Annotated in this window: 22 protein-coding genes; 12 read left to right on the top strand and 10 right to left on the bottom strand. The window is 61.5% G+C overall.

The annotated features are described in order from the left end of the window. Positions 1-97: 97 nt before the first annotated feature. From ACFT1A_RS02590 to ACFT1A_RS02580, 3 genes are read right to left on the bottom strand one after another with little or no spacing between them, the layout of a single operon-like run. Positions 98-841: a cupin domain-containing protein gene (locus ACFT1A_RS02590; RefSeq protein ID WP_378445709.1), complete on the bottom strand. Its 744-nt coding sequence runs from the start codon at positions 839-841 to the stop codon at positions 98-100. Then, positions 810-2,429 carry an AMP-binding protein gene (locus tag ACFT1A_RS02585; RefSeq protein WP_378445708.1) on the bottom strand — a complete coding sequence of 540 codons (1,620 nt, stop codon included), beginning with the start codon at positions 2,427-2,429 and terminating at the stop codon, positions 810-812. The genes ACFT1A_RS02590 and ACFT1A_RS02585 overlap by 32 nt, the downstream gene beginning before the upstream one ends. Next, positions 2,423-4,393, bottom strand: coding sequence for a thiamine pyrophosphate-dependent enzyme (locus ACFT1A_RS02580; protein WP_378445707.1), 1,971 nt, complete (start codon positions 4,391-4,393; stop codon positions 2,423-2,425). The genes ACFT1A_RS02585 and ACFT1A_RS02580 overlap by 7 nt, the downstream gene beginning before the upstream one ends. A 278-nt stretch (positions 4,394-4,671) precedes the next feature. Between ACFT1A_RS02580 and ACFT1A_RS02575 the strand changes: the two genes are divergently transcribed. From ACFT1A_RS02575 to ACFT1A_RS02545, 7 genes are all read left to right on the top strand, one after another. Further along, a complete protein-coding gene (locus ACFT1A_RS02575; protein ID WP_064112001.1) occupies positions 4,672-5,589 on the top strand; it encodes an alpha/beta hydrolase in 918 nt (305 codons plus the stop codon). A gap of 72 nt (positions 5,590-5,661) precedes the next feature. Beyond that, on the top strand, positions 5,662-6,960 hold the full coding sequence (locus ACFT1A_RS02570; protein ID WP_143542547.1) for a sugar ABC transporter substrate-binding protein: 1,299 nt from the start codon (positions 5,662-5,664) through the stop codon (positions 6,958-6,960). Positions 6,961-6,977: 17 nt separating this feature from the next. Next, positions 6,978-8,507 (top strand): sugar ABC transporter ATP-binding protein, encoded by a 1,530-nt coding sequence (locus tag ACFT1A_RS02565; RefSeq protein ID WP_378445706.1) that lies wholly within the window; start codon positions 6,978-6,980, stop codon positions 8,505-8,507. 8 nt (positions 8,508-8,515) lie between these two features. Then, entirely contained in the window at positions 8,516-9,529 is a 1,014-nt protein-coding gene (locus tag ACFT1A_RS02560; protein WP_378445705.1) for an ABC transporter permease, read from the top strand. Further along, positions 9,526-10,377 (top strand): mycofactocin-coupled SDR family oxidoreductase, encoded by an 852-nt coding sequence (locus ACFT1A_RS02555; RefSeq protein WP_378445704.1) that lies wholly within the window; start codon positions 9,526-9,528, stop codon positions 10,375-10,377. The genes ACFT1A_RS02560 and ACFT1A_RS02555 overlap by 4 nt, the downstream gene beginning before the upstream one ends. Before the next feature lie 49 nt (positions 10,378-10,426). After that, positions 10,427-11,260, top strand: a complete 834-nt coding sequence (locus ACFT1A_RS02550) for a mycofactocin-coupled SDR family oxidoreductase (protein WP_020905939.1) — start codon at positions 10,427-10,429, stop codon at positions 11,258-11,260. Between the two features lie 26 nt (positions 11,261-11,286). Continuing rightward, the gene (locus tag ACFT1A_RS02545) at positions 11,287-11,589 is read left to right on the top strand and encodes a hypothetical protein (RefSeq protein ID WP_378445703.1); all 303 of its coding nucleotides are present in this window, start codon (positions 11,287-11,289) and stop codon (positions 11,587-11,589) included. A 260-nt stretch (positions 11,590-11,849) separates the two neighbouring features. Here ACFT1A_RS02545 and ACFT1A_RS02540 read toward each other — a convergent pair whose 3' ends face one another. Genes ACFT1A_RS02540 through ACFT1A_RS02525 form a run of 4 tightly spaced genes read right to left on the bottom strand, consistent with a single transcriptional unit; the run spans position 11,850 to position 16,198 of the window. Continuing rightward, complete coding sequence (locus ACFT1A_RS02540; protein ID WP_378445702.1) at positions 11,850-12,497, bottom strand: hypothetical protein; 648 nt, start codon at positions 12,495-12,497, stop codon at positions 11,850-11,852. After that, complete coding sequence (locus ACFT1A_RS02535; RefSeq protein ID WP_378445701.1) at positions 12,481-14,196, bottom strand: GMC oxidoreductase; 1,716 nt, start codon at positions 14,194-14,196, stop codon at positions 12,481-12,483. The genes ACFT1A_RS02540 and ACFT1A_RS02535 overlap by 17 nt, the downstream gene beginning before the upstream one ends. Then, positions 14,193-15,677 carry a flavin-containing monooxygenase gene (locus tag ACFT1A_RS02530; protein ID WP_378445700.1) on the bottom strand — a complete coding sequence of 495 codons (1,485 nt, stop codon included), beginning with the start codon at positions 15,675-15,677 and terminating at the stop codon, positions 14,193-14,195. Before ACFT1A_RS02530 ends, ACFT1A_RS02535 begins: the two co-directional genes overlap by 4 nt. After that, positions 15,674-16,198, bottom strand: a complete 525-nt coding sequence (locus ACFT1A_RS02525; protein ID WP_223304522.1) for a TetR/AcrR family transcriptional regulator — start codon at positions 16,196-16,198, stop codon at positions 15,674-15,676. The genes ACFT1A_RS02530 and ACFT1A_RS02525 overlap by 4 nt, the downstream gene beginning before the upstream one ends. A gap of 192 nt (positions 16,199-16,390) precedes the next feature. Between ACFT1A_RS02525 and ACFT1A_RS02520 the strand changes: the two genes are divergently transcribed. The 5 genes from ACFT1A_RS02520 to ACFT1A_RS02500 all read left to right on the top strand — a co-directional run bounded on the left by ACFT1A_RS02520 (position 16,391) and on the right by ACFT1A_RS02500 (position 20,225). After that, positions 16,391-17,095, top strand: coding sequence for a LuxR C-terminal-related transcriptional regulator (locus ACFT1A_RS02520; protein ID WP_378445699.1), 705 nt, complete (start codon positions 16,391-16,393; stop codon positions 17,093-17,095). Between the two features lie 167 nt (positions 17,096-17,262). Next, a complete protein-coding gene (locus ACFT1A_RS02515) occupies positions 17,263-17,529 on the top strand; it encodes a response regulator transcription factor (protein ID WP_378445698.1) in 267 nt (88 codons plus the stop codon). 191 nt (positions 17,530-17,720) lie between these two features. Continuing rightward, entirely contained in the window at positions 17,721-18,764 is a 1,044-nt protein-coding gene (locus tag ACFT1A_RS02510) for a sensor histidine kinase (RefSeq protein ID WP_378445697.1), read from the top strand. Next, entirely contained in the window at positions 18,761-19,807 is a 1,047-nt protein-coding gene (locus tag ACFT1A_RS02505) for a hypothetical protein (protein ID WP_378445696.1), read from the top strand. The genes ACFT1A_RS02510 and ACFT1A_RS02505 overlap by 4 nt, the downstream gene beginning before the upstream one ends. Positions 19,808-19,919: 112 nt before the next feature. Further along, the gene (locus tag ACFT1A_RS02500) at positions 19,920-20,225 is read left to right on the top strand and encodes a hypothetical protein (RefSeq protein WP_378445695.1); all 306 of its coding nucleotides are present in this window, start codon (positions 19,920-19,922) and stop codon (positions 20,223-20,225) included. Between the two features lie 6 nt (positions 20,226-20,231). Here the strand turns inward: ACFT1A_RS02500 and ACFT1A_RS02495 are convergent, their stop codons facing one another. From ACFT1A_RS02495 to ACFT1A_RS02485, 3 genes are read right to left on the bottom strand one after another with little or no spacing between them, the layout of a single operon-like run. Continuing rightward, a complete protein-coding gene (locus tag ACFT1A_RS02495) occupies positions 20,232-21,143 on the bottom strand; it encodes a hydroxymethylglutaryl-CoA lyase (protein WP_378445694.1) in 912 nt (303 codons plus the stop codon). A 1-nt stretch (position 21,144) separates the two neighbouring features. Next, positions 21,145-22,359 (bottom strand): CaiB/BaiF CoA transferase family protein, encoded by a 1,215-nt coding sequence (locus ACFT1A_RS02490; RefSeq protein WP_378445693.1) that lies wholly within the window; start codon positions 22,357-22,359, stop codon positions 21,145-21,147. A gap of 36 nt (positions 22,360-22,395) precedes the next feature. Beyond that, the gene (locus ACFT1A_RS02485; RefSeq protein ID WP_378445692.1) at positions 22,396-24,162 is read right to left on the bottom strand and encodes a multicopper oxidase family protein; all 1,767 of its coding nucleotides are present in this window, start codon (positions 24,160-24,162) and stop codon (positions 22,396-22,398) included. Between the last annotated feature and the right edge of the window lie 17 nt (positions 24,163-24,179).

Genomic DNA, 24,179 nt, shown 5'->3' with positions numbered 1-24,179 from the left:
GCTTTTCTGGAATTAGTCAAGAAAAGGATTGCCTAAGTTGAATCGAGACCGGCGTCACACCCAGTGGCGTCACACCCAGTGCACCGCACCCGGTTACTCAGCCCAGGACGAACCAGATCGCCTTGACCGTCTCGTCCGTCTCGTTGCGCAACCGGTGGGGAACATTCCCGACCAGGTGTATCGCTTCACCCGCCTTGAGCAGCCGACGCATTCCGTCGATGTCGATCGTCAAAGTCCCTTCCAGCACGTACCCGTAGTCGTCACCCGAATGGGTCTGCGGTGCATCGCCCGGCGCGGAATCGGCGCCGGGCTCGTACTCCGTGAGGAGGAATTGGACGTGATGGTTCGCGGGAGTATTCGCCAACCGTTGCCAGCGAACACCCGACCGAAAGGTGAGGCAGTCGGAGATCCGCGGTTCGTGAGTCTTCGTTTCGGATGCGGATTCACGTTCCGGATCGACGCTGTTGCCGAGCAGCACGTCCAACGACAGGTTGAGTTCGGTCGCGATTGCAAAAAGCGTATTCACCGCGGCCTGACTCTGCCCCAGTTCGAACTGCGACAGGAAGGACGGCGATACGCCGAGCCGCCTCGCCAATTCACGAACCGGGATTCCCTGTCTCGTGCGTTCGGCACGAACCGTCTTGCCTACCGACGTCCCCAAACCGTTGTCCTCCGCCTTCTGTTTGCGCGCCGCCACCTTGGCCGGCGCCGACTTCTGCTGTGCCGACTTCTTCTGCGCCGTCGTCTTTTGGGGAGTCGTCTTGCGCGGTTGCGATTTCTTCGATGCAGCCGCTGTCGACTCAGCCGCCTTACGAGGTGGCTTTGCGCCGGTTGCCGTCATGTCCGAACTCGCTTCCGTAGGTCTCGGGGACCGCCTGTGCGGAGCCCAAGCCTAACGCTCGACGCAGGAGAAACTTCTGAACCTTCCCACTCTCCGTCCGAGGAAGCGACGCAACGGTCTCGACTCTCTCCGGAGCTTTCTGAACGGCAAATCCTTCGGACAGCAGGAAGATCCGCAGATCTCGAACGCTTGGCGGATCACCGTCCGGAACGACGAAGGCGCACGCGCGCTCCCCCAGTTCCTCGTCCGGATATCCGACCACTGCCACCTCTCCCACATTGGGATGAGCCTCGAGGGCCCACTCGATGTCGGCAGCGCTGAATTTCTCTCCGCCCCGGTTGATGATGTCCTTGATCCGTGACGTGATCCGGATCTGACCTGGCTCGTCCACGGCGGCTACGTCGCCGGTCCGGAAAAAGCCGTCCTCGGTGAACGATTCCTCGTTGATCGAGCTGTCGACGTAGCCGACGAACAGTTCCGGACCCCGCACCAACAGCTCGTCGTCTTCGCCGAGCCGGAATTCGTTTCCGCCGATCACCGCTCCTTCGTCCTCTGCCTGCAGGTCGATGTCACCGAAAGGATCACCCATGACGAGGGTCGGAAGCTCCGTCGATCCGTAGGTACGAACAACCGCCGTCCCCATCACGCGATGGGCCCGACGCACCAACTCGGGCGGAATCCCGGCCCCACCACACACGAATCGGGTCAGCTGGGATCGTCGATATCCGCCCTTCTCGTAGGCGTCGGCAAGACCACGGAGAAACGGTGTCGCGCTCACGGTGAACGTGCATTGCTCGCGTTCGATCAACGCAACTGCCTCTTCGGGAACCCAGCGTTGCATCAGAACTGTCGAGCAGGCTGCCGCTGCCGGCAGAACTACCGCATACGAAATCCCCGTGATGTGGGGTAACGGCGAAGGCATGAAGATTCGATCCTGCGAATCCACGCCGCAATGCGCGATCATGCTCGAACTCTCGGCCATCAGAGTCCGATGAGTGTGCAGCACGCCTTTCGGAGCGGAAGTGGTACCCGACGTGTAGAGAACGAGGGCGACATCGTCGGGATCCGCGCAGTGGTCGGGCCCGTTCGACTCCATCCCGAAGTCCAGGAAGTCGTCGAACGTAGTGCGCCGCAACCCACCTTCGCCTCGCGCCTCCACCAGAAGAACCTCTCGGCCCAGATCACGGAGCGCCGTCCCGAGCTCCTCGACGTGACGATATCCGCGGTATTCCTGCGGGGCGACGATCACCGACGGCTCAGCTTGCTCGATGATGAAGGACAGCTCGTGTGCGCGGTAAATCGGGACCACCGGAAGGAGAATGCCGCCGGCAAGCCACGTGCCCCAGGCCGCAACGACGGATTCCCACCAGTTCGGCAGTTGAACGAGTACCACTTCTCCGGGCTCGAATCCTGATTTATGCAGTGCGCCTGCAAATCTCGTCGACGCGTCCACCAATTCCTGGTAAGTCCACCGCACACTCTCGTCGACAAGGGCCAGTGCTTCGGGATCTCGACGCAGAGCGTCGAGAAGCATCTCTGGCAGCACCCCGCCGCCGGTCATTGCCCGCGGGCGGGTAGCGCTCAGCACGACATCACCCGCCGAACGGCTGCAACGATGTCGTCAGGTCCGACTTCCCACTCACGTTCGAGCACCGGCGCATAGGGCGCAGGCGCGTACCGTGCTCCCACCCGCACTACCGGCGCGTCCAGCGAATAGAACCCGGAATCTACTGCCATAGCTGCGATCTCGGCTCCGACGCCGAAGTCCACGACGGCTTCCTGGGCAATGACCATCCGGTTCGTCCGACTGAATGATTCGAGAATCGTCTCCCGATCGAGCGGAGCAATCGTTCGTAGATCGATGACCTCGGCATCGATCCCTTCCTCTGCCAACGTCTGTGCCGCGACCAAGGCGTGCATCGCCATACGCGACCACGAGACAATAGTGACGTCCGAACCAGGTCTCGTCACCGCCGCCTTTCCGATCGGAACCCGAAAATCCTTGCTCGGCAACAAACTTTTCTTCTCGTACAGCAGACGGTGTTCGATGAACATCACCGGATTGTCGTCCTCGATCGCCGCCCGCAGCAGACCGTACGCATCAGCGCCCGAACTGGGCATGAGAACAGTCAGTCCCGGGATGTGCGCCAACAGTGCCTCGAGACTCTGCGAATGCTGCCCACCCGATGATCTGCCGGAACCGAACTGCGTCCGCACCACCAACGGCAGGCTCACCGCACCGCCCGTCATGAACCGGAGCTTTGCCGCCTGATTCATCAGTTGATCCAGGCATACCCCGAGGAAGTCGAGGTACATCAGTTCCACGACGGGTCTACGGCCTGCCATCGCCGAGCCGACGGCGAGACCCATGATCGCCGATTCAGAGATCGGCGTATCGAGCACTCGCCCCGGATACTTCGCGGCTAATCCCCTGGTAAGACCGAAAACGTTCCCGCCGGCTACATCGATACCGGCAAGAAACACATCCGGATCGGCCGCCAGAGAGTCGTCGAGCGCCGCCTTGAGGATCTTGGACTGCGACACGGCCGCGCCGCCCGCGCCGACACCCACGTCGAGGCGGTCCGGCGGGTAGATGCGACGCGGCGAAAAGATGTACTCCATCACGCTCGACGCCTCCGGTTGCGGCGACGACCGCGCGAAACGCTCCGCTTCGTCGACCACCGCCCTCACTCGCTTGTCCACCAGATCGAGGACTTCGTCCCCGATGCCGAGCTCTCGGAGTCGGCCACGCGTCAGCGTCAGTGGATCGGCCGCGAGAATGTCTCGCGCCATCTCGTCCTTGTCGCGGTACACCTGCGGATCGCCCTCGTAGTGCCCGTGCACCCGCAGGGTCGTGACCTCCACGAACACCGGACCACCGCCGCCTCGCACCTGCTCGTACACGTGCCGAATACCGTCGGCGACCGCCTCGACGTCGTTGCCTGCCAGCGTGATCGATTCCATCCCGTATCCCGCTGCGCGCGCAGAGATCGGGACAGGATGCTGATCCATCGTCGAGGAAAACTCCGAGAATCCGTTGTTCTCGCACAGGAAGATGATCGGCAGTTTCCACAGCGCAGCCATGTTCATCGCCTCGTGGAACGCACCGGTCGCAATCGCCCCGTCACCGAAGAACGCCACCACCAGATCGCCCTCACCGCGATCCTTGGCAGCGAAAGCCGCACCGACGGCAATCGGCAACCCCGCGCCCACGATCCCGTTCGCACCGAAGATCCCCAAGCGGGGATCCGCCACGTGCATCGAGCCACCCCGGCCGTTGTTGGCTCCGGTGACCTTGCCCATCAACTCCGCCATCATCCGGTCGGGCTCGAGACCTTTTGCCAGAACATGGCCGTGCCCGCGGTGCGTCGAGGTGATGACGTCACTGACCCGCGCATGAGTGAGAGCCCCCACCGCGCACGCCTCTTGACCTATCGAAGTGTGAACGAACCCCGGAATGGTGTCGCCCTTGTAGAGCGCCGAGATGCGCTCCTCCATCACCCGGATCAACAACATCTTTTCGTAGGCACACAGAACTTCTTCGCCGTTCACGAGCCGGAACACCTCCAATAATGCTGCGCTCGTTACGAATACATGCGCAGTAGGTGAGCAGGACTATACCGACGGATTTTCCTTGCTGTCCAGTGACACTTGACAAAGGCTGTGAGGTGACTCACGATTACGGAGTACTTCGGATCCGCGACGATCCGCTCGGGGCAGTTGGCACGAGCGAACCGCGTCGATGCCGTAATACGCACGGCGACAAGACCGTCCGTTTTTTTCGTACCTACTTCCGTTCAGCTTTCACTCGTTACATGAGGAGTCGCGCAATGCGCCGTGAAGATGTCGAATTCTCCAGCGACGGAGTCACCGTTCGCGGTTGGCTGTACCGACCCGACACCGACGACGACGTTCCGGCCGTCGTACTGGCAGGCGGTTGGTGCTACGTCCGCGAATTGGTCATGCCCTATTACGCCGAGGCCTTCGTGACGGCCGGTATGGCTGCGCTGGTCTTCGACTACCGCAACCTGGGCGTCTCGGACGGTGAGCCTCGCCAACATCTGGACCCGAAGCAACAGATTCGTGACTATCAGAACGCGCTCAGCTTCCTCGAGCGCACTCCCGGCATCGACAACGACCGTCTCGGCGCCTGGGGAATTTCCTACTCCGGCGGCCACGTGATGATTCTCGCCGCGACCGATCCCCGGGTGAAGGCCATCGTGTCTCAGATTCCGGTGATCGACGGGTACCGCAACATGCGTCGGATCCACGGGACCATGGGTTATCGAAAGCTGTGGGACGCAATTCTCGAAGATCGCCGACTCCGCTTCGACGATCTGGATCAGCGACTGCACATCGCGCATGCGAGCGAGAACCCCGAGGAAGAACTGTCGTCCTGGCCGTTCCCCGAGACGAAGACGACCTTCGCGGCACTTCAAGCCACCGAAGCTCCTCTCTACCAGAACAGTTCGACCATGGAATCCGTCGATCTCCTGCTCGACTACGACGTCAACTACTTCGTACCCCGGATTCTCGACACGCCGTCGATGATGATCGTGGCCGAAGGCGACGACCTCACGTTGTGGGACTTGGAGATCGAGAGTTTCAACAACATCCCGACTCCGAAGAAAGAACTTGTCGTCCTACCGCACACGTCGCACATGACGCTCTACAGCGATCAGTCCAAGCTCGCAGTAGCGGCCGAACACGCTTCCCGTTGGTTCACAACGCATCTGCTGGCGAAGTAGCGAAATCTCCCGTTTCCTCCACACCTCGAGACAACCTCTCGAGCCCCCTCTTGTGAGACCAAGGATGTGATCATGCCTTCGATCGAATCGAAGATCGTGGACGTCGCACGAAACGCGACGTTCTCTCATCCACTGACCCGACGTTCCTTCTTCGCCGCAATGGGCGCAGCAGGCATCACCCTCGGCGCAGTGGCCTGCGGAGCAGGCGGCAGTTCCACCAGTACCGCCGCCGGCGGTGGCGCCGGCGCGGGCAAAGTCCAGGAAAAGACCCTCTGCCAGGTCACAACTCTCTCCAACGACTACTTCGTCGCGTTCTCGGACGGCGGCAAGCAGGCGATGGACGCGCTGGGCGTGAGCATGTCCTCGGTGGAGGACCAGGGCAACGTCAACACTGCGCTGGGACAGGTAGGCAACGTCCGCGCTTCGGGCGGCAAGTCGATCTTCGGTACTCCCGCCACCGAAGCTCAAGCGGCAGCTGTCACGAAAGCCTGCCAGGCAGCCGGGATTCTGTATGCCAGCTCGTACACGGCGCCCGCCTGGTACACACCGGCCGATGCGGACAAGTGGGTCCGCTTCATCACACCGCCGTCCACCAAGATCGCCGTCGCAACCGCCAAGGCTCTGTTCGACAAGGTCGGCGGCAACGGAACCATCATTCATGTTCCGGGGCAGAAGGGTTCGTCTTCCGACGATCAACGGACAGCTGGCCTGAACGCCGCGGCCAAGGACTACCCGGGAATCAAGATCGTCACCGCGTCGCCGGGCAACTGGACTTCGGAAGACGCGAGAAAGGCGTTCACGAACATCTTGCCCTCAGTGCCGGACTTCGTCGGGGTGTTCGCGCAGAACGACAGTCAAGCTGCAGGAGTCATCGCGGCACTGGACGCTGCGAAGATCACGGGCAAGATCGTGGTCGGATTCGACGGTAACAAGCAGAACGTCGAATACATCGCGCAGGGAAAGCAATACCTGACCAGTGCGACGGTCGGCGGACTCACGGCAGGAATTCTCGGTGTCACTATCTTCGATCAACTCAACGGCGTCGACCTGTCTCTGCCGGAGCGCTTCCTTTCACAGGGAGCACTCCTGGTGACTCCGGAGATCGCCGACGACGTACTGAAAACCGTGTACGCACCCACACTTCCGTTCGACTGGGCAAAAATGAGCAAGGCCCTGCATCCTGACGACTGGGACCCGCAGACCGTACTCAACCCGATCGATCCGCGGGAGTACTACGCCGGCGTATCGCAGGACCAATACACGCTGAACAGCGCGTGGAACTCTGCAGATATCACCGGAGTACGCACCGAGTACGCAGCTGCATTCCGCTCGGGCCCGTTGCTGCAGTACAAAGACCAACTCGTGGCCTGAGAATGAGTGATACGAAGGTGAGCGACACAGCAACCATCAGCTTGCGTGGGGTCTGCAAGAGTTACGGACCCGTTCACGCCCTCCAGGACGTCTCACTCGACGTCAGCCGAGGTGACGTTCTCGGCTTGATCGGTGAGAACGGCGCCGGAAAGTCAACGCTGATCGGCGTTTTGACGGGAACGGTGCGTCCCGACGCCGGGAGCCTCGATGTCAACGGGACACACGTGGAACTCGGTGACTCGCGTACTCTCCGCGAACTCGGAATCTCCGTGGTGGTCCAGGAACAGTCATTGGTCGATGCACTGCGGGTGTACGAGAACATCTATCTCGGACGTGAGGGCGAGATAGGTGGTTGGGGACCCGGCCGGCGTCGGAGAATGCGCGACGCCGCCCAGTCGCTACTCGACACACTCGGCATCGAGGGGCTGCGCGCCGACGCCGTCGTCGCCGAATTGACCTACCCGCAAAGGCAACTGGTCGAGATCGCACGCGCCTTCTCGCGGATCACCGACGCCACCGAAGCGCCGGTGATCCTGCTCGACGAGCCGACAAGCGCGTTGACCGAGACCGAGGTGGAAATCCTCTTCGCGTTGATCGAAGGGTGGCGCGATCGGGTGTCGTTCATCTTCGTCTCCCACATCCTGCAAGACGTCCTGCGGATCAGCACACGGCTACTCGTACTTCGCGACGGGCGGTCCATCGAAACGCTCTCCGCTGACGGCGTCACGGCCGAGCGACTGCACGAATTGATGGTGGGTAGCGAGCGCAGCGCCGACTACTACCGCGAAGGCGAACAGACCGGAGCACTGTCGACGAAGCCGTTGATCGAACTCCGAGATGCAAGCAGCGCAGGCGAGTTCGAGTCGGTCGATCTTGTTGTGCGACCGGGCGAGGTAGTGGGACTGGCTGGAGTCATCGGTTCGGGGAAAGCGTCGGTGGCTGCAGCAGTCGCGGGTGCGGAGTCGTTGTCGACGGGTTCGATTCACGTCGAAGGTACTGCGCACGAGCACTGGTCGGTTCCCGCCGCCGTGGCAGCCGGAGTCCTGTACGTCCCACCGGAGCGCGCCCAGGACTCCCTGTTCCGCAGCGCATCGATCAGAAACAACATCTCGATCGGCTTCCTCGATCTCCTCCGCCACCCGTGGACGCGGCTACTGCGTCTGCGCACCGAAAGGGAACGGACGACGCAGCTGGCCCGCGCGCTGCAGGTCAAGGCCCCGTCGTTGTCGACGCCCATCGGGGAACTCAGTGGCGGAAACCAACAGAAGGCGATCTTCGCTCGGTGGCAAGGTCGCGAATGCAAAGTGCTGGTCCTCAGCGATCCGACGCGCGGAATCGACGTCGGAACGCGAGAGGAGATCTACGGTTTGGTCCGATCGATGGCTGCGTCGGGGGTCGGTGTGCTGCTGTGCGCCGAATCTCTCGAAGAAGTGATCGGAATGTCCGACCGAATCGTGGTCATGAAGGACGGGGTCATCAGCGCAGAGCTGGCGGCCCCTGCAGAGCACAAGCCCGCCGAAGTCGACGTGATCAAGCACATGATGTGAGGAATGCAGTGACCCAGACACTCTCGAAGCAATCGCCGGCCAGCGATGCCGCAGCGCCGTCAGGCGCGCGCGGTCTGCTGAGTCGACTCGATCAGCACCGCAACATAGTTGTTCCGACGGTTGCGGTGCTGGTCCTGATCATCTATTTCCAGTGGCGCACGGAAAGTTTCATCACTGCGTCGTCCGCGCAGAACATTCTCAACCAGATGGCTTTCCTGACCGTGCTCGCGCTCGCCGGCACGTTTGTCATCCTGATCGGTGGTATCGATCTTTCGGTCGCGGCGACTGCCACTCTCGCCGGAATTCTGATCGCCACGTGGATCGACAAGTTCGGTGGCCCGTTGGCGATAGTCATGGTGATCGTCGCCGGGGCCCTGGTCGGACTGGTCAACGGACTGATCACGACAATGCTCAAGGTTCCGTCGTTCCTGGTGACGCTGGGAATGATGTCCGTACTCGACGGAATTTCCAACACCGTCTCCAAAGGCGGTCCTGTTTCCTATAATTCGAATCTTCTCCAGAGCCTGGTGAACGAGTCGATGATTCCCAACGTCCCCAACGGGGCACTGATCGCAATCCTGCTGACCATCGGCGCGACAGTCCTGGCGTTCGGTACGTCGTTCGGTCGCCACATGTATGCGGTCGGTGGCAACGAACGTGCCGCGGCACTCGTCGGTGTTCGCGTACGACGCACCAAACTTGCGGTCTTCGCGGTCGCCGGAGCCGTCGCCGCGATTGCCGGAATCATCTTCACCGGCCAGGCCAGCACCGGCGTCCCGATGGGTGCAGGCCCCAGCCTGCTCAATTCCATCGCAGCCGTGGTGGTGGGCGGCACCGCACTGTCCGGTGGCGTCGGCGGCCCACATCGAACGATCCTCGGCGCTCTCGTGATCGTGTTGCTGAGCGCGGGAATGGACCTGACCTCCGTCGACCCCTACACACAACTCGTCATCAAGGGCATCGTGGTGATTGCCGCAGTTGCCCTCACCATCGACCGACGCCGATACGGAGTGATCAAGTGACCACCAGAGCACGCACCACCGGAAGAGTTTCGGGCAAGGTCGCGTTCGTCACCGGCGCAGCACGCGGCCAGGGCCGGGCACATGCGATCCGCTTGGCCGAGGAAGGCGCAGACATCATCGCGCTCGACATCTGCTCCGACGTCGAAGGCGTTCCGTACTCGCTGGCAAGCGAAGCCGACCTCGCCGAGACCGTCCGGTCGGTCGAGGCCGTCGGTGGACGAATTCTGGCCGAGGTGGCCGATGTTCGCGACTTCACCGCGATCAAGGATGTCCTCGGCCGCGGAGTCGACCAGTTCGGTCACGTCGACATCGTCTGTGCCAACGTCGGTATCAACATCCCCTCGCCTACGCACGAACTCACCGAAAGCCAGTGGGGCACTGTCGTCGACATCGATCTCAGCGGCACGTGGCGAACCGCCAAAGCAACAATCCCCTACCTCATCGAACAGGGCGTCGGGGGCGCGATCATCCTGACCAGTTCGGCGGCCGGACTCAAGGGATACGGAAACATCGCGCACTACACAGCCGCAAAACATGGCGTCAACGGATTGATGAAAACCCTCGCCCAAGAACTCGCCCCCCACCGAATCCGGGTCAACACGGTGAACCCCACCCAGGTCGACACTCCGATGATCATGAACGACGCGATGTACAAGTTGTTCTGTCCGGACATCGACAAGCCGACCCGTAAGGATTTCGCCCCGTTGTCGCAAGCAATGAATGCGCTGCCCATCCCGTGGGTCGAATCCGTCGACGTCAGCAATGCCGTGCTTTTCCTCGCGTCCGACGAAGCCAGGTACATCACTGGCGTCGCACTGCCTGTCGATGCAGGCGTACTCGTCAAATAGCTCTCCGATCACCCACGTACACAACAATTTCAGCAACAGGAGGATCCCCATGACCGGACGATTCGAAGGCAAGGTCGCATTCATCACGGGTGCTGCTCGCGGACAAGGGCGTAATCACGCATTGCGGCTGGCGCAGGAGGGCGCGAACATCATCGCTCTCGACTCCGTCAAGGACAACGACACCGTGCCGTACCCCTTGGCCACGGAGGACGACGTCCAGGAAACAATCCGTCTCGTCGAAGAAGCAGGCGGCAAGATCATCTTCTCGCACGCCGACGTGCGCAACTTCGACTCGGTCAAGCTGGCCCTTGAAGCCGGGCTCGATCGCTTCGGTCACGTCGACATCGTCATCGCCAACGCAGGCATCCTCTCCTTCGGGAACGCGCACGAGTTGGACGAGGAGAAGTGGGGCGAAATGATCGACGTCAACCTCAGCGGTGTGTGGCGCACCGTCAAGGCCGCGATCCCCCACATGATCGAACAGGGCACCGGCGGCGCGATCGTTCTCACTGCCTCCGTTGCCGGGCTACGCGCGTACACGGGCGTCGGACACTATGTTTCGGCCAAGCACGGCGTCGTGGGATTGATGAAGACCCTCGCCCAGGAACTCGCTCCGCATCGTATTCGCGTCAATACCGTAAACCCGACGCAGGTCGACACCGAGATGGTGCAGAACCAGGCGATGTACAACCAGTTCGTTCCCGGCACGGACAATCCGGGTCGCGACGACTTCGCCAAGGCCTCCGGCGACATGATCCTCTACCCGATCCCGTGGGTCGAGAACGACGATGTCACCAACGCCGTCAAATTCCTCGCCTCCGACGAAGCGCGTTACATCACCGGCGTCGCACTGCCCGTGGACGGCGGCGTGCTGGTCATGTGAGTGCCCGACCAGCTCAGGAGACTCCTGTGAACCGAGTGACGAAGATGCCACCTCAGCCCTGTGCAGGGACGAGCGTCGCAACCACCCACGAATGTCAGGTTCGACGCGCCAAGCGCTCGCGAAATCGTGGATCGTATGCGGACGACCTCATCGACTTCGCAATCCTGTGGCGCCCGTGGAACGGTGCCACTGCCGAGGACATCTTCGTCACTTTCGGTCTGTCGCCGCGAACTTATTTCAACCGACTGCGGTCAGCGCTGAGCGGGCCGGCGGGATCGGACCTGTGCACGGCACTGAAAAAGGAACTCGCACAACTCGGCCCTGTCTGAACTCGTCGCCCGCCCGTACTCACTGCACCAGGTCGGAAATTACTTGACGATCCCCGGGAACAAATCCGGGCAGATCACCGTTGAACACCCTGTCGGCGTCCGAACAAGCCCCGGGCCCCACCCCTTTTGTCGCTGCGAGCGACCACCCGCCGAGAGGCGCCTGTGGGACGTCGACACCTAACTTTCACACCACACGACCAAGGCCGCCCGGTCACTGACAGGGGCGGCCTTGGTCGCTTTTCCGCGGGTCAAACCAACTACTACCTGTGCTTGGCTGCTCCCGTAGTCATTTTTCCGCCCAGAATCACGACGCCGTGATGGGTGCCCGCCGCCAACCAGCTCGGCAGTGTCGGCCCCTCCGACTCGATGCTCACGCGCGCGTATCGGAACGATCCGGTCAGCCTCGCCGACGCAATCGCCACACCGCCGCCGGATTCCGGCTGTGCAAACCCCAACGCCCCGGCAATCGGCAGACGCGGCCCGAACATCCGCGTGTCCGAGCGCACGCGCCATCCGTCACCGGCTGCCGTGAATTTCCGCTGCACGTCTCCGTCGAACTCGGCAAGAACCTTAGGCAGTTGCCAGTGGACCCGTCCGCCGTGCACCGACGGTTCCGAATCCACCGCGATGAAAGGGACCGCCATACGCGGCATCGGCCCGATCCGTTTTCCGGGCGCATGCAAGACGGGGCTGGCGAGGATCTCGCGATACGGACCGACCGGAGAATCGAGGTAGTCCACCATCATGGCCACCGTCATCGGGATCGTTCGACCGTCGGGCCCGAGCTCGCGCGCCGCCGACGTGCTGCGGTGCCACCACAATGTCGCGCGAACGCTAGCCGGCCATGGCGGTGGATCACTCACCGGCCAGTCGACGCGGTCACTTGTCGATTCAGGCACGCTCCACATCGGACACCTTCTCAGCTCGGATGGTCAGGGGAAGCCGCAAAGCTCCTGGTGCATGCGTCGGCACCACCGGATCGGACGGCAAAGTCGGATCGATACGTACGTATGGCTCGCCGGTCTCCGGGCGGGCGTCCGCGCCACCTTTGTTCGGCCACATCGCGCACGCTCGTTCCGCCTGCGCCGTGATGGTCAGGGAAGGGTTCACTCCGAGATTCGCGCTCACCACCGAACCGTCCATGACGTGCAGTCCCTCATGACCGTATGCACGCAGATACGGGTCCACGACGCCACTGGACGCGTCGTCACCGATCGCGCAGCCGCCCAGAAAGTGCGCCGTCATCGGGATGTTCACGATCTCGGCGATGGAACCGCCCGGATCGCCGTCGATCTTCGCGGCCACCTTCCGAATAGCTGTATGGCCCTGCGGAATCCACTGAGGAGGCGGATCACCCGGCCCCGGCCTGCTGGTGAGTGCGCGTCCGAATCGTTTGGTGTTCTTCGAGAGTTCGAGGGAGTTGTCGTCGGTCTGCATCACCAGCGCGATGACGGTTCGCTCGGACCAGTTCCGCACCGACAACGATCGCAAGAACGCCCCTGGGTGCCGGGCCGCGACAGCCAGGGTCTTCAGCACCCGGGGAGTTCGCCCACCCCCGTCACTCAGGACGGTCTGCAGAAGCCCTATTGCATTGCTGCCCTTGCCGTATCGCACCGGTTCGATGTGCGTGTGATCGTCGGGGTGAAATGACGATGTGATCGCGACACCCTGCGTGAAGTTCTGTCGACGCGACTTCGACGTTGCGGCCAGCACGGCCTCCGAATTGGTACGTACGACGGTGCCCAGAGTGTCCGACAGGCCCGGCAAGGCACCGGATTCCTTCATACCGAGCAGCAGTCTCGCCGTTCCGTACGTTCCGGCGGCAACCACCACCTGGTCGGCGGTGAACCGAACTTCTCGGCGGCGGACGCCATCCGTTCGCCTCGCCAGCAGGTGGTACCCACCGCTTGCCGCCGGCCGCAGGTCGGTGACGGTCGTGAGCGGATGCACTCTGGCGCCCGCCTGCTCGGCAAGATGGAGGTAGTTCTTGACCAGCGTATTCTTTGCCCCGACGCGGCACCCGGTCATGCATCCCCCACATTCGGTGCAGCCGGTGCGCTCGGGTCCCTTCCCGCCGAAGAACGGGTCCGGCACGGAAACTCCCGCCTCCCCGAAGAAGACGCCGACAGGTGTGGACGTGAAGGTCTCCCCCACACCCATTTCTTCCGCTACCTCCTTCATCGCCGCATCGGCGGGAGTGAAGGACGGATTGGTGCGAACACCCAACATCCGCTTGGCCTGGTCGTAGTACGGCGCCAGCTCGTCGTGCCAGTCCGTGATGTGCGCCCACTGACGGTCTTCGAAGAACCGCTTGGGTGGCTGATACAACGTGTTGGCGTAGTTCAACGATCCTCCGCCAACTCCGGATCCCGCCATCACCAGCACATCCGGAAGCAGATGGATGCGCTGCACGCCGTAGCACCCAATCCACGGCGCCCACAGATACTTTCGCAGTCGCCAACTGGTTTCGGGTAGCTCGTCGTCGGAAAACCGTCGACCGGCTTCAAGCACCCCGACGCGGTAACCCTTCTCCGTCAGTCGAAGAGCGGCGACACTGCCACCGAATCCCGATCCGACCACCACCACGTCGTAGTGCGTCGTGGTCATGCCTCTACGCTCTCGATCTTGCGAGCCGAGTAGTTCTCACGATCGAAATGCTCCAGCAGCGACCGGAATTTGAAAGTGAATGTCGGCCACTGCACCGAGTTGCGTCCCTCCGGATCGATGTACCAGCTCGAGCATCCGCCCTTGTTCCACACGGTGTGCTGCAACTCGTGCTGAATTCCCTTGTTGTAGTGCACCTGCACCGACTCGTTGACGTCGAGAGCATCCAGTCGCTCACGCTTCATGGTGTTCAACGCATCGTTGACGTACTCGGCCTGGGACTCGAGCATGTACACGATCGAACTGTGACCGAGGTTGGTGTTCGGACCGTACATGAGGAACAGATTCGGGAACCCGCTCACCGCAGTGCCTTTGTACGCATTGGGGCTTCCGTCCCAATGCGCGGCAAGTGTCTCTCCCCGTTTTCCTGTGATCAGATGCGCTACAGGAGGTTCCGTCGGCGTGAACCCCGTGGCGAAGATGATGGTGTCGACCTTGTGCTCGACGCCGCGTCCGTCGACCACTCCGTTTTCGGTGACCGAGACGAGCCCGCTGTCGACCAGGCTCACGTCCGCGCGGTCGAGTGTGCGCAACCAGTCGTTGGACAGGAGCATTCGCTTGCAGCCGATCGTGAAATCGGGAGTCAGTTTCCGGCGCAACTCCGGATCTTTCACCTGTCTGCGCAGATGGACGCGCGCGGCCGCCTCGAAGGCCGGCAGCACCCACGTCGCGTGCGACATCGCGGCACCGAGTAGCTCACGGAAGCCGTAAACCCATCCCCGCATCACCTTCTGTGTAGCGGGAATCCGCGAGTACACGGCCTTCTGTGCGGCAGGTAGGGTGCGATCCATTCGCGGGATCACCCAGGCCGGAGTTCTCTGGAACACGGTGACATGGGCCGCCGGATCGGCAATTTCAGGAACGAACTGAACCGCCGACGCTCCCGTTCCGATCACGGCTACGCGCTCACCATGCAGTTCGTGTTCGTGGTTCCACGTCGCCGAATGGAAAGTGGTACCAGAGAATTGGTCGAGACCGGGAAAGTCCGGAATCTTGGGTGTCGACAACGCCCCTGTTGCGGCGACCAACGTCTTGGCCGTCAAGGAGCCTCGGGATGTTCGAATACGCCACAGCGCCGCATCCTCGTCCCAGACAGCCGCTTCGAGTTCGCAGTTCAGGACTACTCGATCCTCGATGCCGGTGTCTGCAGCCACCTTCTTCAGGTAGGCGTAAATCTCGGGCTGACGAGCGAACGTGTGACTCCAATCTGCGCTCGGCGCAAACGAATACGAGTACAACGCCGTCGGCACGTCACAGGCACAACCGGGGTAGGTGTTATCTCGCCAGGTGCCACCGATATCAGCTCCACGCTCGATCAACACGACGTCCGCTGCTCGGTTGTCGCGAAGCATTCTGGCCGCCAAGCCCATACCCGCGAATCCGGCACCGACGATCAACGTTTCGACATGTTCGGGAAGCTTCACTTCTTCTCCACTCGGGATTGCCAGGCCGGCAACAGTCGCGCTCTGAGCGCGTCGTCGGCTTCGGATGTACGGAAAAGGGCTGAGACGGCAAGCCCACGGACGAGTTCGATGGTGAGTTCGACCGACTCGGAATCGAACCGATCACCGAACAACTCCGCGCTACCGAACTCGAGCGCCTCACTCACCTTGCGTTCGAGGGGCACCGTCGCCGCGTGCAGAACGGGATCGGTTCGCGCCGCGACCCACAATTCGAGGGCTGCATAGAAAAGCGGCCCGGAAAACGCGTCCGCCAGGACCTCGAGGCCTCGACCGCGATCCACTTCAGCGGTGAGGATTTCTTCCAGTCGCTTGTCGACCAGATACTCGACGGCCGCAACGACCAGCGATTCCTTTGTCGGAAAATGGTGCAGTTGCGTACCCCGCGAAACGCCTGCGCGGCGGGCGATCTCTTGCGTACTGGTCCGTGCGTAGCCCAGTTCGACCAGCGACTCGACGGCGGCGTCGAGCAGGCGCCCACGCATCGCGGCAGTTCGTTCGGCCTGCGTACGGCTTACTTTCGCGTCAGACGTGGTCTCGGTCACAAGACAACTGTAGAGCCGAAACGCAAAACAGTCCAGGCTGACTTCAAAACTTAGCCAGCCGATAACGCTATCCAGACCAACCGGTCAGCTTCCCTGATAACGTCTTCGCATCGAGAGGAGGGGATCGTTCGTATGTCGGAGCAAACTGCATTTCCACATCGCCGCGTAGGGCTGGTCGAAGACCACGAGTCGGTGGCTATCGGCTTGTCCGTGATGCTGAAGGACGAACCAGATCTCGAGTTGGTGTGCATCGCGACCACCGTGTCCGAACTGCTCGCTCAGAACGTCGCCTTGGATCTGGCAATTCTCGACCTCCGGCTGGCTGACGGGTCATCGCCCAAGAGCAACGTCGAGCAACTGCGGGCAGCCGGGCTCGAGACATTGATCTTCACCGGAGCAGAGAACCCGTTTCTCGTTCGCTCGGCCGCCCGTGCCGGTGTGCTGGGTGTTGTACGCAAATCCGAGCCGACTGCCGTCGTGGTTGATGCGATACGTTCCGCCGCGTCGGGAGGGCAGGTGGTGACGACGGAGTGGGCCGCCGCCATTGACGGGGATCCAGGTCTAGGTGAGGTGGGTCTGAGTCCTCGACAACTCGAGGTACTCGAACTTTACGCATCCGGAGAGAAGGCGGATCGCGTTGCGCGGCTCACCGGATTGTCGCCGCAAACGGTCAACGACTACCTCCAGCGCATCAGGCAGAAATATGCGGCCGCCGGACGGCCGGCCCCCACAAAGACTGATCTGTACAAACGCGCGGTCGAGGACGGGGTGTTGCCGATTCCGGAACGGACGAATTTCGGGAGCAATCTGACATTGACAAACAATGACCTTCAGTAATGAAGCTGTTTCGCTGACAATTACTTTCGCTAAGGCTGCCCCTGGAAATATGGGCATAGGAATTGATGTCTGGGACAAAGGGTCAACTTCGACTTACATTCTCCTGGTAAGAAGACGGCGCTGTCGGGGAGTCTGTCATTCCGCCATTCGAAAGAAAGACGAAACTCATGAGCGTCACTGTGGAAAACTGCATGGCACAAGAACCCCTCGGACCACACCTTTCGGAGCGCGAAGTCGAGGTTCTCAGGGCGTGGCTACTCAGTGATTCGAAGTCACGCGTCGCTCAAAACCTCTACATAAGCGTGGGAACAGTGGGAACCCACCTGTCCCGCATTCGCGAGAAGTATGCCTACGTTGGAAGGAACGCACCGACGAAATGCGAACTACTCGTGCGAGCGATACAAGATCAGATAGTCACGATCGACGAACTCTGACCAGACTGCCTCGCCCGTCCCTGACGGATGATTCAGCAGAGAGTCAATCAAGTGCTACCGATTCCACCTTCACCGACAAGATCCTTCGACTGTTCGGTAGATTCGTATGTACCGGCTACTTGTTTTACCTGCTCATCCTGATTCCGAATATCAGGGACGCAGCAGCAACCACCGCGGCCTGGTGGACACCGGTGGCAATCTTCGCGATATTCGGAACAGCCGTGGCATTGGGGCTTTCGACGTTCCTCCCCCAGACGATCTGGATTCGTCGAGCTGCCGCAGTCAATGCAATCGCCTACATTCTCGTTGCGTGCGCGTGGTGGCCCGCCTGGACCGGCGAACATGTCCAAGGCTTCGGGACGTGGCTCGCCAACATCCCTGGTGTCGCCGGGCTCGCGGCCGCAGCTGCATGGCAGCCTGCCTGGGCTCTGCTGTACCTCGGAGTTGGAGTCTCGCTTGTCCAACTGATCAATCACACCATCCGTGAAGCACCCCTGTTCTATCTCCTGATTCCGGACCTCAGCGCTGCGCTGATGTTCTGCACAGTTTTTGTTGCAGCGTCCGTCGTCGCACTTCGCACCGGACAAACCCTTGACGCCACCATTGCCACTACCCACGCTGCGGCCGCCGGCGCCGCGGCTGCAGCTGCCAAGGACGTCGAACGGGAACGTTTCAACGCCCTGATCCACGACACCGTGATGTCGACCTTGTTGGCTGCGGCGCGAAACGACTCCGATTCCACAGTCGCCGAGCAGTCCCGACGCACACTGACCCGCCTGGACCATCTTCGGTCTGGAGTCGAGTCCGCAGAACGATTGCACCCGGATGCGGTTCTCGCTCAACTCCGTTCGGCGGCATCGGAAGTTGACGAGAACGTCGCCTTCACGTCACACGTCGGGCCAGACGCCAACACTGCCGAGTTTCCGTCGGAACCGGTGAGTGCTCTCGCCGCAGCCTTGAGTGAAGCGCTGCGGAACAGTAAGAATCACGCAGGGCCGGACGCACGCCGTTCAGTCGACGCAATTGTCGAAGAAACTCGAATCGAGGTGACGGTACGTGACAACGGAATCGGTTTCGATCCGCGCACCGTACCGACACATCGACTCGGCATCGCCGTGAGCATTCATGCCAGGGTACGCAATATCCCCGGAGGTGCAGCGCACGTCGGGTCTACTCCGGGAGCAGGAACCACAGTCACTCTGTCCTGGCAGAGACCTGAGAGGGCTCCTCGATGAACAACGCCGCGGGGAGCATCACCGCCGGCAAAGACATCCGCGACCTACTCGGAATGCGTAGCAGATCCGCTCTCGTTCTGGTTGTCTGCTTCACCGTCACATACTCGATTTCCGCCGCGTACGGGACAAGCGGAGTCAAGTCCTGGTGGCCGCTGGCGGTCGCGGTACTCGTTGGGTCGGCAGCTGCTTTCTCCATCGTCCTGACCGACGGGGATCCCATGCCCCTGCCCCAGGGCATCCTTCTCAGTGCCACTGGCTTGGTCGCCTGCGGCGCGGTGTTCATGGTATTGCCGGTACCGGTGCATAATCCGGCACAACTCTGGCCTTTCGGAATGTGTACTGTCGTCTTCACCTTCATGTGCGTGCGGGGAAGAACGGGCTACGCCTGGCTCGGTGTGATTCTACTAATTGCTTCCTCGATTGCCTGGTCGACTGTCACAGGCCAAGGGCCGATGTACGGCTTTTCCGAATCCTTCGCCAACGTCGGGCCAGTCCTGATGTCGACGGTCTTCGCCCTCACGATTCGGCCACGAGCCAAGATGATCTTCGCACTACGCCAAGCATCTACCGAACGCATCGCCGCGGAAGCAGCCACTTCGGCAGTCATCGAAGAACGAGACGCCCAACTCGACAGACTCAACATGCTGGCCCGGCCCCTGCTCGAGCGGATTGCTTCAGGCGTGCCGATGAATTCCACCGAGAAATTGGCCTGTGAGCTTCTCGAAGCTCAACTACGTGACTCGCTCCGAGCGCCAGGATTTCAGAAGAATCACGTAGTCGATGCCGTTGCCCTTGCGCGGAGCCGTGGCGTCGAGGTGGTACTGCTCGACGACCACGGAATGGATGACGCGAACCCCGCTGTGCGCGACCGAATCCACTCGAGCATCGTCCGGGAACTCACCGCGATCACGCGAGGCAAAGTGACTATTCGGATCCTCCCACCACGGCGCACCGCCATGGCCACGATGCTGGTCGACACCGAGGACGTTCGACGAATCGAGTTCGATCACAACGGAATGCAACTGATACGACAGAAGGGTTAGCGGAGCTCGGCACCGCATCCGTGTCCGTCGATCCGACTACAGACAGCACCATCGATCCCTAATAGCTTTCGAGGAGAATGAGATTCACCGGGTCGATCACCAGGAGAAAAGAATGATCTTCGAACTGCGTCCAGCACATATCGCTCGCGCCCTCGCCGCGCTGTGCGCACTTCCGATTCTGTGGACCTTCGCGGTCGAGGGAATCACAACGACAACGGAATACGACTACAGCACAGGCGAAGCGTCCTCGTCGAGCGACCTGGGCTCCCAGATCGGAAGTGTCGCGATCTGGATCGTCCTAGCGATCATTTTTGCCGCCGGTGCATGGTATCTGGAGAAGCAGCGCATCGGTTGGCCGCCGGCGGCACACGAACAGTTGGTCAAACTGCAGCTCGCGTCACCCAGCCGAGACGAGTAAGGCGCCCTATCGCTTCCGATCACCCGCGCGGAGGAGATTACTGGGAACTGCATGGCCCACAATCTCTTCCGCAACGGCAGCGGCACGAATGCTCGCATCCAGGTCGATACCTGTCGCAATGCCCATGTCTTCGAGCATGTAGACCAGTTCCTCAGTCGCAATATTGCCACTGGCACCTGGAGCGAACGGACAACCGCCCAGACCGCCGGTGGACGCGTCCAGGTTTCGAACACCGTGCTGCACAGCCGCCAACGCGCAGGCAAGACCAGCGCCGCGAGTGTTGTGGAAGTGCACACCCAAGCCGAAGTCGCCCACTCTTTCGCCCACAGCGTCGATCAACCGTCCGACACGCCCCGGCGTGGCAGTACCGATGGTGTCCGCGATCGAGAACTGATCAGCGCCGAACTCTTTGGCCTGCTCCGCAATCCGCAGAACACGATCCGGATCGGTGGGACCGTCGAACGGGCAGTCCCAGGCTGTGGCCACGATGACCTCTACCCGCCCACCGGCGTCGTGGACGATCTGGACGACCTCTCCGATACGTTCGGTCGCTTGCTCCGTGGTCGACCGAGTGTTGGCTTCGCTGTGTCCATTCGATGCCGACACAACGTATTCGACGGTTTTCATTCCTGCGGCGACGGCCCGTTTCGCTCCTCCGATTCCGGCGACCAATGCCGAGAACTCGATGCCCGGCCACTGGTGCAGTTCTGCGGCCAATAACTCCGCGTCCGCCAATGCCGGCACAGCGCGCGGTGAGACGAACGACGTCGCCTCGATGCGCGAAACACCCGTCGCAGCCAGAGCTTCGACAAGTCGAAGTTTCTCCGCCAGCGACACCGGGTCTTCGATCTGCAACCCGTCCCGTGGCCCGACTTCACGAATACTGACTGCTGGAATACCCGCGTCAGGGACCGACATGTCAGATCACGCCCTTCGTTTTCAGTTCTGCCTGCTCGTCGTCCGAGAGTCCGAGGAGCCCACCCCAGACCGAGGAGTTGTCGTGACCCGGCGCCGACGCTCCCGCGTTGCGCACGGATCCAGGGGTCTCACTGAAGGTAGGCACGACGCCCAAGCCGAGGACGTTTTCCCCGATCCGCTCGTCGTAGTGGTCGACAAGCATTCCCCGTTCGATCAACTGAGGATCCTTGACGACGTCTTCAACCGTATTGATCGGTCCGGCAACAACTCCCACCTCGGTCAGCCGTTCCACCAGCGTCGCGGGATCCTGTGCCACAACCCATTCGGCGATCAGTTCGTCGAGTTCATCCTGGTGCTTTCCCCGCGCAACGTGATCCGCGAAACGCTCGTCCTGAGCAAGTTCCGGTGAACCCATGATGCTGCACAGCCGAGCGAACAACGTGTCCTGATTGGCCGCGATCACCACCCAGTTTCCTTCAGAGGTCTGATAGATGTTGGACGGCGCGATACCCTCCAACCTCGTTCCCGAGGGCTGTCGGATGATGCCGCCGCGGTCGTAATCCGGAATCGTGGATTCCTGCACCGCCAGACAGGATTCCGTGAGAGCAACGTCGACGACCTGACCGCGGCCGGTCCGCTCTCGCGAGAGCAACGCCGCCAACACTCCCTGAACGGCGAACATCCCGCCGAGGGAATCTCCGAGCGAAAGGGCAATACGCGGAGGTGCCTGCCCTGGATAACCGTTCAGATGCCGAAATCCGCTGACCGCTTCGGCAACCGAGGCGTAGCCGGCGCTCTTGGCTTGCGGTCCGCTCTGCCCGTACCCGGATACCCTGGCCAACACCAACTTCGGATTGCGCGCACTGAGAACTTCGAATCCCAGACCCCACTTCTCGAGGGTTCCCGGCCGGAAGTTCTCGACCACCACGTCCGCATGTTCGACCAGATTCAAAAACAGGTCTCGCCCCGCGTCGACGCGAAGATCCAACGTCACACACCGCTTGTTGCGGGCGTGAACCGTCCAGAAGAATCGATGACCGTCCTGCTCAGCCTGACCCCAGGTACGAAGCGGGTCTGGGCGGTCCGGTGATTCGATCTTGATCACGTCGGCTCCCATGTCGCCGAGCAATTTCCCGGCGAAGGGCCCGGCGATCAAGGTTCCGAGTTCAATCACCCGATATCCGTCCAGGGGCCCGGTGGGCGCACCTTCCGACACAGCTGCCTCCTCTGGGAACTTTTCTCCCTTTGAAGGCTACGTCACCACCCGATATCGCAACATCATGTCGTGGTCTTCGTGATCGAGCATGTGGCAGTGCCAGACGTACCCCTGCAGGTCCTCCATGCCGGCCTCACCGTGTGCCGAGTGATCCGCCATGGAACCTCGCGCGAATGTTGCATCCGGATCGAAGCCCAGCTCGTCCGCCGTCGGAAAGCGAACGATCACGCGGGTAATCGAGTTGGCATCCACGATGACAGTGTCTTTCTCCCCCGTTTCCCACACTTCGGGAGGCCGCAGCGGGGAGGTCACGAACTCCTCGGCCGACGGCGTCCACCGGACCCCCAGGTCAGGTACCGGATACCGCTGCATCAGCGCTGCAGTGTCGATGTTCTGGCGTCCCACAACGCGGAACGCCACCAGATGCAGATGAATCGGATGCGGTTCCGTGGTGATGTTGATCAGATTCCATTGTTCGACGGTCCCCTGGCGCGGTAGTTCGATATCCGAATCGGTGAACCGCAAATTGTTGAGCGACATGGTGATCGAGGGATAATCCGAGGGACGCGACAGCTGCATGATCGTTAGATTTCGCACCACATCCGGGGACGCAGGCTCGGCGGCAACGGAATTCAACTTCTGGGGAATCGTGCCGGTGAACCCTACTGCACTGCCCACGTCGAACCGGCAGAAGACCGGCATCACCTGCGTGCCGCGTTGAGCCACCGCAAGAGGTACCGGTTCGTCGTTGCGCAATTCCACCGTCGTGCCCGGCTCGAGCATGCTGAAGTCGACCAGCAAATCAGCGCGTTCACCTGGACTCAACCGGACGTGATCCGTCGGCGCAGGAGCGGCCAGTAACCCACCTTCGGAACCGATCACCCAGAACCGCATACGATTTGCGAAGTGCAGATTCCACACCGAATAGGTTGCGGCATTGAGCAGTCGCAATCGATACAGTCCGCGAGCCACCTCCACTTTCGGCCATACGACGCCGTTCACCACGCCCACGTCACCGGGAGTCGCCGGATCCCATGAACCTTGCGGAGTGAGCCACGTGGAACGGACACTCTGCTGACCGTCGGAGGTGAATACCTTGTCCTGCAGAATCATCGGAAGCTCGAACTCACCGGACGGCAAGCCGAGAGAGTTCCCGGCGGTGCCTGTGTCAGCGTCGTCACGGAGAAAATACATCCCTACCAGCCCGGCGTAGACGTTGAGGCGAGTCATCCCCATGGCGTGATCGTGGTACCAGAGATTACCGGCCGCACGACCATTCGTGTATTCGTGGACCAAACCTTCGCCCGGCCGTTGAATCAACTCCGGATGTCCGTCGAACTGTGGTGCAGTAACTCCTCCATGCAGGTGAAGCGAGGTGGGGACCTGTGTGCGGTCGAGGTCGCTCACACCGTGTAGACCCGGATCGACATCCGCGGCAAGCGGATACGCAGCAATGCCATTGGCGTATCGCACTGTCACGAGTTGATCGACGTGCGCCTCGATGGTGGGGCCCAGATAGTCCAACCCGCCGTATCCCAGCGACGGCGACGACGGTAGGTCCGGATGGAACCGGTGCATCGACGACGCCGCGCGAAGCTCCAGATTGCCACCCGAAATGCCCGGCAGGACAGGAAGGGGCTCCCGGAACGGTTCCAGCCGGGGTGACGGAAGTTGGAATGGGCGCAGTGGATCGATATCAGGAGGTCGAGCCGTCGCAGATCCAGCGGACAATGCACTCAGTCCAGCGAGCAGGCCAAGCCCTTGAACAAACGATCGGCGACGGATCTTGTGTGACTCGTCCACTCACGGCCCCCTCACGC

Source organism: Rhodococcus sp. NPDC057135 (genome assembly GCF_042670865.1).
Lineage (GTDB): Bacteria > Actinomycetota > Actinomycetes > Mycobacteriales > Mycobacteriaceae > Rhodococcus_F.
Note: the sequence above shows the minus strand (reverse complement) of the source record. Positions and strands in the feature narration are given on the sequence as shown.

What these genes read in the sequence shown, in the direction of transcription:
- ACFT1A_RS02590 (WP_378445709.1), bottom strand. Translation starts at nt 841, where the DNA reads ATGACGGCAACCGGCGCAAAGCCACCTCGTAAGGCGGCTGAGTCGACA.
- ACFT1A_RS02575 (WP_064112001.1), top strand. Translation starts at nt 4,672, where the DNA reads ATGCGCCGTGAAGATGTCGAATTCTCCAGCGACGGAGTCACCGTTCGC.
- ACFT1A_RS02570 (WP_143542547.1), top strand. Translation starts at nt 5,662, where the DNA reads ATGCCTTCGATCGAATCGAAGATCGTGGACGTCGCACGAAACGCGACG.
- ACFT1A_RS02550 (WP_020905939.1), top strand. Translation starts at nt 10,427, where the DNA reads ATGACCGGACGATTCGAAGGCAAGGTCGCATTCATCACGGGTGCTGCT.
- ACFT1A_RS02540 (WP_378445702.1), bottom strand. Translation starts at nt 12,497, where the DNA reads ATGTGGAGCGTGCCTGAATCGACAAGTGACCGCGTCGACTGGCCGGTG.
- ACFT1A_RS02535 (WP_378445701.1), bottom strand. Translation starts at nt 14,196, where the DNA reads ATGACCACGACGCACTACGACGTGGTGGTGGTCGGATCGGGATTCGGT.
- ACFT1A_RS02525 (WP_223304522.1), bottom strand. Translation starts at nt 16,198, where the DNA reads ATGCGTGGGCGCCTGCTCGACGCCGCCGTCGAGTCGCTGGTCGAACTG.
- ACFT1A_RS02520 (WP_378445699.1), top strand. Translation starts at nt 16,391, where the DNA reads ATGTCGGAGCAAACTGCATTTCCACATCGCCGCGTAGGGCTGGTCGAA.
- ACFT1A_RS02515 (WP_378445698.1), top strand. Translation starts at nt 17,263, where the DNA reads ATGAGCGTCACTGTGGAAAACTGCATGGCACAAGAACCCCTCGGACCA.
- ACFT1A_RS02505 (WP_378445696.1), top strand. Translation starts at nt 18,761, where the DNA reads ATGAACAACGCCGCGGGGAGCATCACCGCCGGCAAAGACATCCGCGAC.
- ACFT1A_RS02500 (WP_378445695.1), top strand. Translation starts at nt 19,920, where the DNA reads ATGATCTTCGAACTGCGTCCAGCACATATCGCTCGCGCCCTCGCCGCG.
- ACFT1A_RS02495 (WP_378445694.1), bottom strand. Translation starts at nt 21,143, where the DNA reads ATGTCGGTCCCTGACGCGGGTATTCCAGCAGTCAGTATTCGTGAAGTC.